The 16,573-nt window shown below is 61.8% G+C and carries 11 protein-coding genes; all 11 read right to left on the bottom strand.

The genetic code is table 11. From position 1 onward, the window contains the following. Positions 1-18: 18 nt before the first annotated feature. The gene (gene yegS / locus ACL2XQ_RS19150) at positions 19-918 is read right to left on the bottom strand and encodes a lipid kinase YegS (protein ID WP_410016752.1); all 900 of its coding nucleotides are present in this window, start codon (positions 916-918) and stop codon (positions 19-21) included. Positions 919-1,170: 252 nt separating this feature from the next. Continuing rightward, positions 1,171-2,559: a tRNA 5-hydroxyuridine modification protein YegQ gene (gene yegQ, locus ACL2XQ_RS19145; protein ID WP_413732186.1), complete on the bottom strand. Its 1,389-nt coding sequence runs from the start codon at positions 2,557-2,559 to the stop codon at positions 1,171-1,173. A gap of 155 nt (positions 2,560-2,714) precedes the next feature. Then, positions 2,715-3,053 (bottom strand): YegP family protein, encoded by a 339-nt coding sequence (locus ACL2XQ_RS19140; RefSeq protein ID WP_410014055.1) that lies wholly within the window; start codon positions 3,051-3,053, stop codon positions 2,715-2,717. Positions 3,054-3,138: 85 nt separating this feature from the next. Further along, positions 3,139-3,849 carry a two-component system response regulator BaeR gene (gene baeR / locus ACL2XQ_RS19135; protein ID WP_410014056.1) on the bottom strand — a complete coding sequence of 237 codons (711 nt, stop codon included), beginning with the start codon at positions 3,847-3,849 and terminating at the stop codon, positions 3,139-3,141. Further along, complete coding sequence (baeS, locus tag ACL2XQ_RS19130; RefSeq protein ID WP_413721147.1) at positions 3,846-5,231, bottom strand: two-component system sensor histidine kinase BaeS; 1,386 nt, start codon at positions 5,229-5,231, stop codon at positions 3,846-3,848. The genes baeR and baeS overlap by 4 nt, the downstream gene beginning before the upstream one ends. Positions 5,232-5,240: 9 nt before the next feature. Next, a complete protein-coding gene (mdtD, locus tag ACL2XQ_RS19125) occupies positions 5,241-6,695 on the bottom strand; it encodes a multidrug transporter subunit MdtD (protein WP_413721146.1) in 1,455 nt (484 codons plus the stop codon). 7 nt (positions 6,696-6,702) lie between these two features. Next, positions 6,703-9,789, bottom strand: coding sequence for a multidrug efflux RND transporter permease subunit MdtC (mdtC, locus tag ACL2XQ_RS19120; protein ID WP_413739557.1), 3,087 nt, complete (start codon positions 9,787-9,789; stop codon positions 6,703-6,705). Next, positions 9,786-12,905: an MdtB/MuxB family multidrug efflux RND transporter permease subunit gene (locus tag ACL2XQ_RS19115; RefSeq protein ID WP_413727886.1), complete on the bottom strand. Its 3,120-nt coding sequence runs from the start codon at positions 12,903-12,905 to the stop codon at positions 9,786-9,788. Before ACL2XQ_RS19115 ends, mdtC begins: the two co-directional genes overlap by 4 nt. Continuing rightward, the gene (locus tag ACL2XQ_RS19110) at positions 12,905-14,161 is read right to left on the bottom strand and encodes an MdtA/MuxA family multidrug efflux RND transporter periplasmic adaptor subunit (RefSeq protein ID WP_410014061.1); all 1,257 of its coding nucleotides are present in this window, start codon (positions 14,159-14,161) and stop codon (positions 12,905-12,907) included. Before ACL2XQ_RS19110 ends, ACL2XQ_RS19115 begins: the two co-directional genes overlap by 1 nt. Positions 14,162-14,351: 190 nt before the next feature. Beyond that, positions 14,352-15,134 carry an ABC transporter substrate-binding protein gene (locus tag ACL2XQ_RS19105; RefSeq protein ID WP_413721144.1) on the bottom strand — a complete coding sequence of 261 codons (783 nt, stop codon included), beginning with the start codon at positions 15,132-15,134 and terminating at the stop codon, positions 14,352-14,354. A gap of 59 nt (positions 15,135-15,193) precedes the next feature. After that, the gene (locus tag ACL2XQ_RS19100) at positions 15,194-16,357 is read right to left on the bottom strand and encodes a methionine aminotransferase (protein ID WP_410014063.1); all 1,164 of its coding nucleotides are present in this window, start codon (positions 16,355-16,357) and stop codon (positions 15,194-15,196) included. Positions 16,358-16,573 lie beyond the last annotated feature (216 nt).

Here is a 16,573-nt window from a genome sequence, read left to right as displayed (position 1 = left end):
GCGACATGGCCGGTTCCCCTAGGCCAGCAGCGGACAAAGGGGCGGCAGACGGCATGCCAGCGCCGCCGGCAAGATGGTAATCAGGAATTTTTTTCCCTTCAGCGGCTCACCGTCGAGGTTGAAGGTGACCTCATGCGGCGCCTCGATTTCAAGCCAGGGCAGAGAAGCGGCGATGACATGGGGGTTTTGCTCATCGCTGGTCAGGCTGTTGAGGAGGATCGGCAGCAGCGCCTCCGAGGCGAAAACGCGCAGCTGCAGCAGGCCGTCGTTGATCAGCGCGTCCGGGCAAAGCGCCTGCCCGCCGCCGGCCTGGCGGCCGTTGCCGATACCGATAACCAGCGCCTCGCCCGCCCAGTTAAAGCCCGGGCCGCGGATTGCGCAGCTGTCGGCTTTCAGGGTATCCATGCGCAGCAGACCATGGATAAAATAGGATGCGCCGCCCAGGGCGGATTTCAGCTTGGCCGGCGTCTCGGCGGTGATGCGGGTGCCGAAGCCGCCGGTGGCCATATTGATGAAATAACGATCGTGATTAACCTGGGCGATGTCGATATCCACCGCCTTGCCGTTAATGGCCAGCATCAGCGCTTTATCCAGCTCCTGGGGAATGGCGCAGCTGAGGGCAAAATCGTTGGCGGTGCCCAGCGGCAGGATACCCAGGCAAGGGCGGCGCGCCGCCGGCAGCAGCGCCAGGGCGCTGGCGATTTCGTTAATGGTGCCGTCGCCGCCGCCGGCGATGACCGTGTCCACCCGCAGGCGAACGGCTTCCTCGACGTAGCGCTGCGCGTCTCCATGCTCCCAGGTAACGCGCACGTGCAGCGGAAAACCGGCTTCGCGTTGCTGCTCCACCGCCAGTCTGAGCTCTTCGTTACCCGCGCTTTTGCCGTTCACGATAAGCAGTGAGGCGGGAGTGGTTGCCATGGCTGATTGCATCAATGCCTTTCCTTGAAGTAGGGGTTTTCATACAGAAATGATAATGCGTCATGAAGGGGCTTTTCGCCAAATAAAAAGCCAGCTCAAGGGAGGATGAGCTGGCGAAAGAGGTGGTTCCTGGTGAGGCTGGGTCATTGTTTTGCATTTTGATTCAGCAAGCGCATTATACGCTTTGCCCCCGGTACGTATTGTGACCCAATTCTAATTTCCGGATGACCAATGCTGAATTTCGTTGAACGATCAGCCCGCGGTGCTGTCCGCCGCCGCGACGCTGCCGTGCGGATTACGCGTGGTGGTGCCCGGCAGGTTTCGCAACAATATGGCGAAGCGCACGTCGATAGCCTCCGGGATCGGCAGGTAGACCCTATGGCCGTTGCCCGGCGCCACGTCGGCGTCGGCGCCTTTGCCGGTGACGATGCGTTCCAGGGTAAAGCTGATATTGCCTTGTGGGGTCATCAGTTCCACGCTGTCGCCGCGGGAGAATTTGTTTTTCACGTCCACTTCGGCCAGCCCGTCGCGCCGGGCGCCGGTAAATTCGCCGACGAACTGCTGGCGGTCTGAAACAGAATAACCGTAATCGTAATTCTGCTGATCCTCATGGACATGGCGGCGCAGGAAGCCTTCGGTATAACCCCGGTGCGCCAGGCCCTCAAGCGTTTTGAGCAGGGAGGCGTCAAACGGCTTGCCGGCCACGGCGTCGTCAATCGCCCGGCGATAGACCTGGGCGGTGCGCGCGCAATAATAAAAAGATTTGGTGCGGCCTTCTATTTTCAGGGAATGCACGCCCATCGCCGTCAGGCGTTCCACGTGCGCGACGGCGCGCAGATCCTTTGAATTCATGATATAGGTGCCGTGTTCATCCTCGAACGCGCTCATATATTCGCCGGGGCGCTGGGCCTCTTCCAGCATGAACACCTTGCCGGTCGGCGCGCCGATGCCGAGCGTCGGCTCAACCTGGGTAACGGCGATCGGCTCATGCTGATGAACGATATTGCCTACCTCGTCTTCCTTGCCCTCCTGCACGTTATATTCCCAGCGACAGGCATTGGTGCAGGCGCCCTGGTTGGGGTCGCGCTTATTGAGGTATCCCGACAGCAGGCAGCGGCCGGAATAGGCCATGCACAGGGCGCCGTGGACAAACACTTCCAGCTCGATTTCCGGTACCTGCGCCCGGATTTCCGCAATCTCCTCCAGCGACAGTTCCCGGGAAAGGATCACCCGGGTCAGTCCGGCCTGCTGCCAGAATTTTACCGTTGCCCAGTTTACCGCGTTGGCCTGGACCGACAGATGGATGGGCATGGCCGGAAACGCCTGGCGCACCAGCATAATCAGGCCGGGATCGGACATGATCAGCGCGTCGGGACCCATCTCGACCACCGGCGTGAGATCGCGGATAAAGGTTTTCAGCTTGGCGTTGTGCGGGGCGATATTCACCACCACATAGAATTTCTTACCCAGGCTATGGGCTTCCTGAATGCCCGCGGACAGGTTTTCGTGATTGAATTCGTTATTGCGTACCCGCAGGCTATAGCGCGGCTGGCCGGCATAGACCGCGTCGGCGCCGTAGGCAAAAGCGTAACGCATATTTTTTAACGAACCGGCGGGTGAGAGTAATTCCGGAGTAAACATGATAAATCTCGTCTGATGTCAAGTCAGGCTGCCCCTGCGGGGGCAGTGCAGCACGGGATTTTAGCCCCTGGCGGGGAAAAGATCAGCAAAAACCGATAACAGGCAGGGTTAATTCATCGCAACGGGGACACCGGATGCGCCCCCGGCGGAACGGATCAGGCCGTCAAATCCATGATCTCTTTCGTGGCGGCGCATTCCATCGCGGCTTTGATGCCTCGTCGGGCGGCGGTTTCGGAATTGTAAGGACCGCTTTGGCCGAGGATTTGATAATTGCCGCCCCGCAGAATAAAATACGCATGCCGGTCCCGGCTGCTTTTCAGCTCGTAGTTATTCTCGTCGGGGGCATTGTAACGGGCGAAACGAATGGCATTTTCCGCTGACGCCTTGCTGCAAAAGGTGGCGCTGGATAAAATGATTTCGTCGTTATTACCCTTTAATTTAAATATGAAATGCCCGTTCTTCACTTTTTCCAGCTCATAATGTACGGTTGCCATGTCGGCTCCTCCTCAACGTTGCACGGCGCCTTCGCGCTAAATGAAGTATAGGAGACGATCGCGGCTGTCACCGTGGCTGAATCGGTTAAATTAAATCTCCGGGCTCGGCTTCCCAGCGATAGCCCATGCCGTAGACGGCGCGGATAAACACCACATCGTCGGCCAGTGCTTCCAGCTTGCGGCGTAAATTCTTGATATGGCTGTCTATGGTGCGGTCGGTCACCACGCGGTAATCGTCATACAGCTGGTTGAGCAGGGCTTCGCGCGAAAAGACCTGGCCGGGCGCGCCGGCCAGTATTTTCAGCAGGCGGAATTCCGCCGGGGTTAAATCCAGCGCCAGATCGCGGTAGCTGGCCTTGAACCTGTTCTCGTCGATTTTTAACGGACTGGGCTGCGGCGCGCAGGCCTGCGGACGATAGCAGCGGCGCATGATGGCCTTGACCCGGGCCACCACTTCCCGCGGGCTGTAAGGTTTGCAGATATAATCATCCGCGCCGATTTCAAGGCCCAGCAGGCGGTCGATCTCATCGGTCTTGGCGGTCATCATGATAATCGGCACATCGGAAAAGCGCCGGATATCGCGGCACACCGACAAGCCGTCGCGGCCCGGCAGCATCAAATCCAGCAACACCAGCGCGGCCGGCGTCTTCAGCAGATAGTCGGCCACTTCGTCGCCCCGCGTCAGCCAATGGGTGCGATAATCCGCCGCCTGGAGGTAATCCACCAGTAATTGCCCAAGCTTGGGCTCATCCTCGACGATAAGGATGGTTAGCGGCGCGCTGTCGAGTTCGCTCATAGAGTCCTGGGTGCCCGTTGATCGAGGGGTAATTGTACCGTGATTTGCAGGCCGCCAGAAGCCGAATGCGCGGCCGATATGCGTCCCCCGTGCGCCTCGACGATATTCTGGCAAATAGGCAGCCCGAGCCCCGAGCCGCCGCTGGCGCGATTGCGTGAGCCCTCGGTACGGTAGAAACGTTCAAAAATCTGCGTAAGCTGGTCATCCTCGACCCCGGGCGTGCTGTCCCGCCAGCGCAGCGTCAGGCTGTCTTCCCGTATCCATCCCTCGACGGCCACGCTGCCCGGGGCGTCGGTATAACGCAAACTGTTTTCCAGCAGGTTGAGGAACAGCTGCGTCAGGCGATCCGCATCGCCGAATATCCATGCCTTATCGGGCAGCGCCAGGGTCAGGTCCAGCCCTTTGAGCACAAAACGTTCCCGAAACGAGGCCGCGGCGATAGCCAGGATATGGATGGCGTCCACCCGGTCCTTGCGATAGGCCAGCGCGCCTGAGTCGGAGAGGGAAAGCTGATGCAAATCATCCACGAGCTTGGTCAGGATGGCGACCTCCGCCTGCAGGGACGCGAGGGATTCGCCGGTGGGCTGGCGCACCCCGTCCTGCAGCGCTTCCAGCTCGCCGCGCAGTATCGACAGCGGCGTGCGCAGCTCGTGGGAAATATCGGCCATAAACGCGCGGCGCATGGCGTCGTTTTTTTCCAGCGACATGGCCAGCTGGTTAAAGTCATTGGCCAGCCGCCCCAGCTCATCCTGGGTGCCGGTCTCCACCCGGGTTGAAAAGTTGCCGGCGGCCAACTGATGGGTCCCGCTCACCAGCCGTTTGACCGGCGCCAGCAGGCCGCGCGCGGTCAGCCAGGTAACCGCCGCCGCCAGCAGTCCCGCCAGCGCGACAATCAGCCAGCTGGTGCGCCGCTGCTGGGCGTCGAAACTGATATCCGCATCGCGTGTCAGGCGCTCGACCGGCGTCGACATCACCCAGCCGACCAGGGTGCCGTTCACGTTGATCGCACGGCGCGGGCCTTCATCCGGCAGGGGGCCGCCCGGCCCGACCAGCTTTTGCCGCTGCGCGTCCACCACCCAGATCTGGGTGCGCAGGCCGTGGGGCGGCAGGTTCTTGCCCTCGTCCAGGTTTTGTTCAAAGGAACGCAGCAGCTGATAGACAAAACGATCGTTATTGCGCAGGAAACGCCAGTCGCCGTGCAGCTGGTACTGTTCGGCCAGCGCGGTGCTTAACAGCTCGATGCGCTGGTTATTGCTGCGTTTAATATAATCGATAAAACCGCGCTCAAAGCTGACGCGCACGCCCCAGTGCATGGTAATCACCACCAACATGCAGGTGGCGAAAATGGCGAGGAACAGCTTTGCGGTAATGCCGAATTTCATTTTTACGCCTTATTGGCCCTTCGGGTCGCTTTGGGATAATAGCCCATTGGGCGAGGTGTCCGGCGGTACGCGCATAAATACCAGCGCCGGCAGGGCAATCACCACCGCCATGCATAAATAGGTGGCGATAAACACGCCGTGGATATCGCCTGTCGCCAGCGGCGCCTGACCGCCGGCAAACAAGCCCAACAGGATGCCCACCGTGGTCACGCCCAGGCTCATGGACAGCTGCATCACCATCGACAACAGGCTGTTGCCGCCGCTGGCCAGCGGATCGGGCAGATCCTTGAGCGTCAGGGTGTTCATCGAGGTGAAACGCATGGCGTTAACCACCCCCTGGAAAAACAGTACCACCGGAATGGCGTAAGTCCAGCCCGCCAGCGCCACCAGCGGAAACACCAGGCTCACCGCCGCCAGCCCGAGCGTGGCGCCGGTCAGGACGTTCCGATAACCGGCGCGGTTGACCAACTGCACGATAATGCGTTTGGTGCCCATGCTGCCTATCACCATCGGGATCATCATCAGCCCGGCGTGGAAAGGGGTGTAGCCCATGCCGAGCTGTAAAAACAGCGGCGTCATAAATGGCAGCATGCCGCTGCCGATGCGGCCCAGCAGGCTGCCGAGCAGGCCGATGGCGAAGGTGGGCGTTTCAAACAGCCGCAGGTTGAACAACGCGTTTTCATTGCGCCTGGCGTGCAGCCAGTAGCCAAACAGCGCCAGCAGGCCGGTCAGCATCAGGCCGACGATATACGCCGGGGGGATATTCAGCCCTTTATGGCCTTCCAGCCCCAGGGTCATGGTGGCCATGCCCACCGCCAGCAGGAAAAATCCGCCGATATCAAAGCCGCGGGTTTCCATTTTGTAGTTCGGCATCAGCAGCCAGGTGATCAGGGCGCCGACAATCCCCACCGGCAGGTTAATCAGGAAGATCCAGTGCCAGCTGGCGTATTGCACCAGGAAGCCGCCCAGGGCGGGACCGATCAGCGGCCCGATCTGCCCCGGCATGGTGACGAACGCCATCGCCGCCATATACTGCGAACGCGGCACGATTTTCATCACCGTCAGGCGGCCCACCGGCACCATCATCGCGCCGCCGATGCCCTGCACCACCCGTGACAGCACCAGTTCCTGCAGCGACCCGGCCCGCGCGCACAGCAGGGAACCCAGGGTAAACAGCACGATGGCGCTGAAAAAGACCTTTTTCACCCCGAACCGGTCCGCCAGCCAGCCGCTGGCCGGCAGCATCACCGCCACCGTCAGCACATAGGAGACGATAACCGAATGCATATGCAGCGGGTTTTCCTTCAGGCTATGGGCCATCGAGGGCAAGGCGGTATTGACGATGGTGGTGTCCAGCGTTTGCATAAAAAAGCCAAAGGCCACCGTCCACAGCTGCCAGTGCACAGAGGCGGAGGGCCGGGGGTCGGCGGGGGCGGTGTTATGATGAAAGGGATGCCATTGCATATCGCGGTTACTCTTGCTCGGGGATAACGATGCCGGCGCGGGACGGACGCCCTTTCAGACGCAATTTATCAAAAAACAGATAAATCACCGGCGTGGTGTACAGGGTCATCAACTGGCTGACCACCAGCCCGCCGACGATGGTAATGCCCAGGGGCTGGCGCAGCTCGGCGCCGTCGCCGCTGCCGATCACCAGCGGCAGCGCGCCGAACAGCGCGGCCAGGGTGGTCATGAGAATGGGCCTAAAGCGCAGCTGGCAGGCCTGAAAAATGGCATCCGCCGCGCTGATGCCGCTTTGCCGCTGGGCGGTCAGGGCGAAGTCCACCATCATAATGGCGTTCTTTTTGACGATGCCTATCAGCAGCAGGATGCCTATCATGGCAATCAGGCTGAACGGGGCGCTGAACGCCTCCAGGGCCAGCAGCGCGCCGATGCCCGCCGAGGGCAGGGTGGACAGGATGGTCAGCGGATGAACATAGCTTTCATAGAGGATCCCCAGCACGATATACACCGTGGCGATGGCGGCGATGATAAGCCACAGTTGGGATTGCTGGGTCTGCTGGAAGACCTTGGCCGTGCCGGCGAAGGTGCCGCGCACGCTGGCGGGCACGCCCAATTCCGTCATGGCGCGTTCGATGGCGCCGGAGGCGGTGGACAGCGCCACGCCTTCCGGCAGGTTAAAGGAGATGGTCGAGGCAGCGGACAGTCCCTGGTGGTTAACCGACAGCGGGGCGTTGGCCGGTTGCCATTGGGCAAATGCCGACAGCGGGATCGGCTGGCCGGCGCTGTTGATCAAAAACATGTGGTCCAGCGCGCTGGGGTCCTGGGTATAGGCCGGCGCCACTTCCATCACCACTTTATATTGATTCAGGGGCTGGTAGATGGTGGATATCTGGCGCTGGCCGAACGCATTGTTAAGCAGATTATTGACGTCCGAGACCGCCAGACCCAGGCTGGACAGCACGTCGCGATTATAGATCAATCCCAGCTCCGCCCCTTTATCCTGCTGGTCGGAGTTCACATCGGCCAGTTCGGGCAGCGCCGCCAGCGCCAGGCGCACCTTGGGTTCCCAGGCGCGCAGATCCGCCAGATCGTCCGCCAGCAGCGTGTACTGGTAGGCGGCGTTGGACTCCCGCCCGCCGACACGGATATCCTGCACCGCCGACAAATACAGATCGGCGCCCGGCTCCCGGGCAAGCTTGGCGCGCAGGCGGGCGATAATTTCCTGCGAGTTTTCCCGGCGTTCGGATAACGGCTTCAGGGAGATGTACATCGAGCCGGCATTGGTGCGCGAGCCGCCGGTATACCCGGTGACATTGTCCACCGCCGGATCGGCCGCCACGATTTTCATAAAGTCCTGCAGCTTGCCGCGCATCGCCTGGAAGGAAATACTCTGATCGGCCTGGATAAACCCTTGTATCCGCCCGGTATCCTGCTCCGGCATCAGGGTTTTGGGTATGGCGATATACAGCCATACATTCAGCGCCAGGGTGGCCAAAAACAGCACCAGCACCCAGCCGGCATGATTAAGCACCCAGTGCAGCGAACGGGCGTAGCCGCCCTGCAGCCGCAGCAGCAGGGCGGTAAACCGATCGGTTTTTTTAGCGGCGCGCGCGGTATCCCTGCCCAGCAGGCGGGCGCAAAGCATGGGCGTGAGCGTCAGCGACACCACCAGGGAAATCATGATAGCCACCGACAGCGTCACGGCGAACTCGCGGAACAGCCGGCCCGGCAGGCCGCTCATCAGCAGCAGCGGAATAAATACCGCCACCAGGGACAGGCTCATCGACAGTACGGTAAAACCCACTTCACGCACCCCCAGCAGGGACGCCGCCAGGGGATTCATACCGGATTCCACGTGACGGGCGATATTCTCCACCACCACGATGGCGTCATCCACCACGAAACCGGTGGCGATGGTCAGCGCCATCAGCGAGATATTATTCAGGCTGAACCCGCACAGGTACATGGCGGCGAAGGTGCCGATCAGCGACACCGGCACGGCCAGCGCCGGAATCAGCGTCGCGCGCCAGGAGCGCAGGAACAGCAGGACCACCAGGATCACCAGCGCCACCGCAATCACCAGCGACTGTTCCACTTCGTCGAGGGAGGCGCGGATAGTCGGCGAGCGATCCTGCGCCACGTTCATCTCGATGCCGGCCGGTATCGAGGCGCGCAGGGCGGGGATGGCCGCCCGTATGCTTTGCACCGTGGAAATGATATTGGCGTCGGGGGAGCGGAAAATCACGATCAAAATGGCCGGCTTGCTGTTGACCATGCCGGCGTTGCGCACATCCTGTACCGCATCGCGCACGTCGGCCACGTCCTGCAGCCGCACCACGCCGCCGTTTTGGTAGTGCACAATCAGCGGCTGGTATTCCCGCGCAGTAGACAGGGCGTCGTTGGTGCGGATTTGCCAGCGGGACTGGTTGTCCTCCAGCGCCCCCTGCGGGCGGCGCACGTTCGCCTGGCTGATGGCCTCGCGCACTTCGTCAAGCGACACGCCCTGGTTGAACAACGCCTGGGGATTGAGCTCGACCCGCACCGCCGGCAGCGAGCCGCCGCCGACCGTGACATTGCCGACGCCGTCCATCTGGGAAATATTCTGCGCCAGCTGGGTGGACGCGATATCGTAAAGCTGGCCCTGGCTGTAGGTGTCCGAGGTCAGGGTCAGGATCACGATCGGCGCGTCGGACGGATTCACCTTGCGGTACTGCGGCCGGTTGGGCATGCCGCTGGGCAGCAGGCTTTGCGCCGCGTTCAGCGCCGCCTGGACATCGCGCGCGGCGCCGTTGATATCGCGGTCAAAATCAAACTGCAGGATAATGCGCGTGGTGCCCAGGGCGCTGGTGGACGTCATCTCGTTGACGCCGGCCACATGGCCCAGCGCCCGCTCAAGCGGCGTGGCCACCGACGAGGCCATGGTCTCGGGGGAGGCGCCGGGCAGGGACGCCGTGACCAGCAGCACCGGAAAATCCACCTGCGGCAGCGGCGCCACCGGCAGCAGGCGAAAGCCTATCACCCCGCACAGGGCAATCGCCAGCGTCAGCAGCAGCGTGGCCACCGGGCGGTAGATAAACAGGGCGAAGAATTTCATGTCGTTTCCGGCTTATCGACAACGGCCCGGCCGCGGCGCGACAGGCGGTCGAACAGCAGATAGATCACCGGGGTGGTGAACAATGTCAGCACCTGGCTCACCACCAGCCCGCCCACCATGCAAATTCCCAGCGGCCGGCGCAACTCCGCCCCGACCCCGGTGCTGAACATCAGCGGCAGGGCGCCGAACAGCGCGGCAAGGGTGGTCATCAGGATCGGGCGAAAGCGCAGCAGGCACGCCTGGAAAATGGCGTCATAGGGCGTCATGCCTTTTTCCCGTTCGGCGGCCAGGGCAAAGTCGATCATCATGATGGCGTTTTTCTTGACGATGCCGATCAGCAGGATAATGCCGATTATGGCTATCACGTCCAGCTCGTGGCCGGACAGGATCAGCGCCAGCAGCGCGCCCACCCCGGCGGTGGGCAGGGTGGACAGGATGGTGACCGGATGGATAAAGCTTTCATACAGCACGCCCAGCACGATATACACCGCCACGATGGCCGCCACGATAAGCCATACGGTGCTCTCCAGCGCCGATTGGAACGCCAGCGTACTGCCCTGGAACCGGGTGGCCACGGAGTCGGGCACATCCAGATCCTGTTCCGCCTGGGTAATGGCCTGCACCGCTTGGCCCAGCGAATACCCGGGGGCGAGATTGAACGAGACGGTGGCGGCGGGGAATTGCTCGAGATGGTTGATGGACAAGGCGCCCAGGCGCTGCTGTACGCTGCTGATGGCGCTTAGCGGCACCATATTGCCGTCGGCGCCCCTGATGCGGATATCGTCGAGCGCCGCGAGCCCGGAAAGGGTGTCGGTATCCTGCTCCAGCACCACGCGGTATTGGTTGGCCTGGGTATAGATGGTGGAAACCAAGCGCTGGCCAAAGGCGTTATACAGCGCGTTCGCCACATCGGCCATGCTGACGCCCAGGCGGCTGGCGCTGTCCCGGTCCACCTTGATATAGGCTTCCAGGCCGCGATCTTGCAAATCGCTGCTGACATCCCGCAGCTGAGGCAGGCTTTGCAACCGGGTGAGCAGCGGCGGTATCCATTTACCCAAATCGGTCAGGGACAAGGACTGCAGGGTAAACTGATACTGGGTATGGCTGAGCTGGGTATCGATGGTCAGGTCCTGCACCGGCTGCAGGTAAAGCTGGATGCCGGTCAGGCCGGCGGTGGCCCGCTGCAGGCGTTCGATCACCACGCCGATCCTGTCCTGGCGCTTATCCAGCGGCTTGAGGTTGATCTGCAGCCGTCCGCTGTTCAGCGTGGCGTTGGCGCCGTCCACGCCAATCAGCGAGGATACGCTTTGTACCGCCGGATCGCGCATGACGACCGACAGCACCTCCTGCTGGCGCTGGGCCATATTGCTGAACGACACGCTTTGCGCCGCCTGCACCGTGCCCTGGATCACGCTGTTGTCCTGGGTGGGGAAAAATCCTTTCGGGATAACCAGGTACAGGACAATGGTCAGCGCCAGCATGGCAATCGCCACCGACAGCGTCAGCCAGGGATGAAACAGCACTTTGCGCAGCCAGCGGCCGTAGCCGGCCACCAGTTGTTCGAACAGCCTTTCGCTGGCGCGGGTAAAGCGGTTCTGCCGGCGCAGGGATTCGTAGCTCAGCATGCGCGCGCACATCATCGGCGTCAGGGTCAGGGACACCACCGCCGAAATCAGGATGGCTATCGCCAGGGTCACCGCAAATTCCCGGAACAGCCGCCCGACGATATCGCCCATGAACAGCAGCGGGATTAACACCGCGATCAACGACACGGTGAGGGAAATAATGGTAAAGCCTATTTCGCCGGCGCCCTTCAGCGCCGCCGCCAGGGGTTTTTCCCCCTGTTCGATATAACGGGAGATGTTCTCGATCACCACGATGGCGTCGTCCACCACAAAACCGGTGGCGATGGTCAGCGCCATCAGGGTCAGGTTATTGACGGAAAATCCGAGCAGATACATCACCCCGAAGGTGCCCACCAGCGACAGCGGCACGGCCACGGCGGGGATAATGGTGGCGGCGGCATTGCGCAGGAACAGGTAAATCACCATCACCACCAGCGCAATGGACAGCAACAGTTCAAACTGCACATCGCTGACCGAGGCGCGGATATTGTCGGTACGGTCGGCCAGCAGCGAGACGGTGACCGACTTCGGCAGGCTGGCGGTTAACGAAGGCAACAGGGCGCGGATGCTGTCGGCGGTGGTAATGACATTGGCGCCGGGCTGGCGCTGGATATTCATGACAATGGCCGGCTGACGGTTGGCCCAGGCGCCCAGGCGGTTGTTCTCGGCGCCCTGTTCAATGGTCGCCACATCGCGCAGCCGCACCGGCGCGCCGTTTTGCCAGGTGACGATAAGCCGGCGGTAATCCTCGGCGGATTTCATCTGATCGTTGGCCGACAGGGTTACCGAACGCTGCGGGCCATCCAGGCTGCCCTTGGCGGAATTGACGTTGGCGGCGTCGATGGCGGTGCGCACGCTTTCACTGTCAAGGCCGTAGGCCGCCAGGGCGGGGGCGTTAAGCTTGACCCGCACCGCCGGGCGCTGGCCGCCGGAAATCGAGACCAGCCCCACGCCGCTGACCTGGGAAATTTTCTGCGCCACCCGTGTTTCCACCATATCTTCCACCTGGATCATCGACATGGATGTCGACGTGACCGCAAGCGTCATAATGGGCGGATCGGCGGGATTGACCTTGCTGTATACCGGCGGATTGGGCAGATCGTCCGGCAGCAGGTTGGTGGCGTTATTGATGGCCGCCTGCACTTCCTGTTCCGCCACGTCAAGCGGCAGCGACAGCTGGAACTGCAGCGTAACCACCGACGCGCCGCCCGAGCTTTGCGACGCCATTTGCTTTAATCCCGACATCTGGCCGAACTGCCGCTCCAGCGGCGCGGTGATGGCGGAGGTGACCACGTCCGGGCTGGCGCCGGGATACAGCGTCACCACCTGGATCGTGGGATAATCCACCTCGGGCAGCGCCGACACCGGCAGCGTCCGGTAGCCGAGGATACCGGCCAGCAGGATGGCGATCATCAGCAGCGTCGTGGCGACCGGCCGCAGGATAAACAGGCGCGAGGGGCCGCCGCTATGGCTGGACGGCAGCAACTCCATCAGGATTTTTCCCCGCGGCGCGCGGGGGCGCGGGGGCCTGCGGCGGGCTGCGTGCTGGCGGGGGCGATAACCTCGACCTTGACCCCTTCGGTCAGCCGGTCAAGACCGTCGGTAACCACCCGCTGCCCCGCCTGCAGGCCGGCGGTGATCACCACCTGCTGGCTGTCTTCCATGCCGGTGGTGACCCGGTGCTGGCTCACCTGGTCGTCATCGTTCAGGACCCAGACAAAATGGCCGTCGTTGCTCATCTGTACCGCGGCGGGGGGGATCACCACCGCGTTTTGCAAGGTGTCGACCTTCATGCGGATATTGACGAACTGATTGGGAAACAGGCTGTCGTCGGCATTGGCAAAGCGGCCCTTAAGCCTTACCGTGCCGGTGGTGGCGTCGATTTGATTGTCCAGGCTGAGCAGCGCGCCCTCGGTCAGCTTGGTTTTATTGGTGCGATCCCATACTTCAATCAGGGGCGCGTTGCCGGTTTTCTGCGCGGCGATAACGCTTGGAATATCGCTTTCCGGCAGCGTAAAGAGCACATCGATCGGCCGCGTCTGGGTCAGCACCACGATGCCCGTGGTATCGCCGCTGGTGATAAAATTACCCACATCCACCTGGCGCAGGCCGACCCGGCCGTCCATCGGCGCGGTAATGCGGCTGTAGGCCAGTTGCAGCTCGGCGCTGGCCACCGCCGCCTGGTCCACCAGCAAAGTGCCCTCGGCCTCGCGCACCAATGATTGCTGGGTGTCGAGCTGCTGACGGGAGACCAGGCTGGTTTTGACCAACTGCTGGTAGCGCGCCATATCCTGCCGGGCGTTGGCGAGCGTCGCCTGGTCCTTCGCCAACTGCCCCTTGGCCTGCAGCAGCGCCACCTCAAACGGCCGCGGATCGATTTGCGCCAATAACGTCCCCGCCTTGACCCATTGGCCCTCGGCGAAATGCAGCGCCATCAGCTGGCCGTCCACCCGGCTCCTTACGGTGACGGTGCCGGCGGCGGTCACCGTGCCCAGGCCTGTGAGAAACCGCGGCACCGATCGGGACTGCGCGGTGGCCGCCTGCACCGGCGACAGCGTTTGCGCGTGGCGCCCGGCGCGGCCGCCACGCCGCCCGGTCTCGGGGCGGGCCGCGCCCGGCCGGGCGGCGGCGGTGGGTTCGGCGGCGGGCTGTTCCCGGACATGCCGCCATATGAAAAACGCGCCGATAAGGAGGATCAGCAGTGTCGTTATCAGGAGCAATAAGCGTCCATTGCGTTTACCCTTCATGTATCGCTATACCTGTAATCATGCGGACAAGGCATCAGAATCGCACGTTCCCGCATAAAATAAGAATGATATACCCAGTTTAGCCAAAAAAACGCGGGTAAAAATGGAGGAAGTGTGGAGGTATTGTCAGGGTTTGTCGTTCTGGTATGAATATTGCCCCGAAAAGTGCTTTCCGGGGCCTGCGGACGCATCAGTCGGGGGCGGACACGTCGATATCGCCGAAATATTTTTTCGCCAGGGTGCCGATGGTTCCCTGGGCCTTCACCTTGGCGATGGCGTCGTCCAGCTGTTTTTTCAGGGCGTCGTCGCCTTTGCGAATGCCGAAGGCGATGCCGCTGCCGAGGATGGCGTCATCGCTGACCGCGGGTCCGCTAAACGCAAAGCCCTTGCCCTGGGGCTGGGACAGGAAACCGGACTGCCCGGCCGGCGCCAGCACCAGCGTGCCATCGAGGCGGCCGGAGGTCAAATCCATATAGATCTGGTTTTGATCCTGGTAGGCCACCACGTTCACGCCCTGGCCGGCCCAGTGGGCGTTGGCGTAGGATTCCTGGATGGAGCCTTGCAGCACGCCGATGCTTTTACCTTTCAGCGCGTCCGGGGTCGGCTGCAGCCCCGCGTCGGCGCGGGCGATAAGTTTGGTGGGCACCCGATAGATCACCTGGGTGAAATCGATGGCCTGGCGGCGCTTCTCGGTGACATTCATCGCCGAGTTGATGGCGTCGAATTTGCGTCCCTGCAGCGCCGGGATTAAACCATCGAATGAGGTATCCAGCCATTCGCATTTGACGCCGGCGGCCTGGCACACGGCGTTGCCCAAATCGATATCGAACCCCTGCAATTCACCGCTCGGCGATTTGGATTCAAACGGCGGGTAAAGCGCTTCCAGGCCAAAACGGATTTTGCCCTCGGCCGCCATGGCCGGCAGCGCGGCCATGCCGCAGGCCAATATCAACAGTGTCGCTATTTTTTTCATTGTCGTGTCCCGTCATAGGTAGTGTGTGAACGTCAAAAAAATACGGCCATCCCGGCCGCTTACGCCTGGCGCCATGCGCAAAGCCGGCGCGCGCCTTCGCGCAGCGTGGCTTCATCTTTGGCGAAACTGAGCCTGATCATGCCGGTTTCGGTGCCGTCGCTGTAAAACGCCGACAGGGGTATCGACGAGACTTTGGCATCGCGGATTAATTTTATAACCATATCGTTATCGCTGTCCGCCGAGAAATGGCTGAACTGCGCCAACAGGAAAAAACCGCCCGCGCTGGGCAGCAGTTTAAACGGCGAATCCCGCAGGGCGCGGGTCAGTATATCGCGCTTTTGCTGGTAAAAAGCCGCCAGGCCGAGATAACTTTCCGGCTTGCCCAACGCTTCGGCAAACGCATACTGCATCGGCGTATCGGCGGCAAAAACCATAAACTGATGCACCTTGCGGATTTCCAGCATCAATTCGGCCGGCGCCAGGCAATACCCCACGCGCCAGCCGGTGACGCTGTAGGTTTTACCGAAGGACGAAACCACCACGCTTCGCTCGGCCAGGGCGGGATACGCCGCCATGCTGCGGTGAGGCGCGCCGTCGAACACCATATGCTCATACACTTCGTCGGAGAGGATCAGGATATCGGTGCCGGCGGTCAGGGCGGTCAGCCGCTGGATATCTTCTTCGCTGAACACCATGCCGGTAGGGTTATGCGGGCTGTTGACGATAATCATGCGCGTGCGCGGCGTCACGGCCGCGGCCACCGCGTCCCAATCGATAGCGTGCTGTTCCAGCGGGATTTTCACCGGCACCGGCACCGCCCCCTGCAAGCGGGCGATGGGGGAATAGCTGTCAAACGCCGGTTCAAAATAGATCACCTCGTCGCCCGGATGCACCAGGGCGCTGATGGCGCTGTAAAGCCCCTGGCTGGCGCTGGCGAGTATGGTGATTTCGCTTTCAGGATCATACCGGCAGCCGTACAGGCGCTCGACTTTATCCGCCAGCGCCTCGCGCAGGGCCATCAGTCCCGGCATTGCCGCATACTGGTTATGTCCGGCACGCATGGCTTTCGCCACGCCGTCTATCAACAGCGGATCGCAGTCAAAGCTTGGCGCCCCCGAGGACAGATTCAGGGCCTGGTGCTCGGCGCTCAGCTGTCCGATGGTGGTGAAGATCGTGGTGCCGACATCGGGCAACTTAGACCTGGGGGGAATAACGCTCTGCATGGGAACAACCTCCTGGTAGGGTTAAAACCGCAAAAGCCGTGACACGTAAGGCTGGATGAATCATGATTAAGCAACATATCCGGCCGCGCGACAACCGATCCTTTATCATGCATGCCATGCGCCGGGAACATGCCTGGAGCGCGGCGATAATCTCATCAGCGCGGCGCAGCCGCCTTCGCCGGCCCTATTACCACTGGAGCCATGCCCGTGGATGTT

It is taken from the genome of Sodalis sp. RH14, from assembly GCF_047324285.1.
In the GTDB taxonomy this organism is placed as follows: Bacteria; Pseudomonadota; Gammaproteobacteria; order Enterobacterales; family Enterobacteriaceae; genus Acerihabitans.
This window is presented reverse-complemented; position numbering and strand designations above follow the sequence as displayed.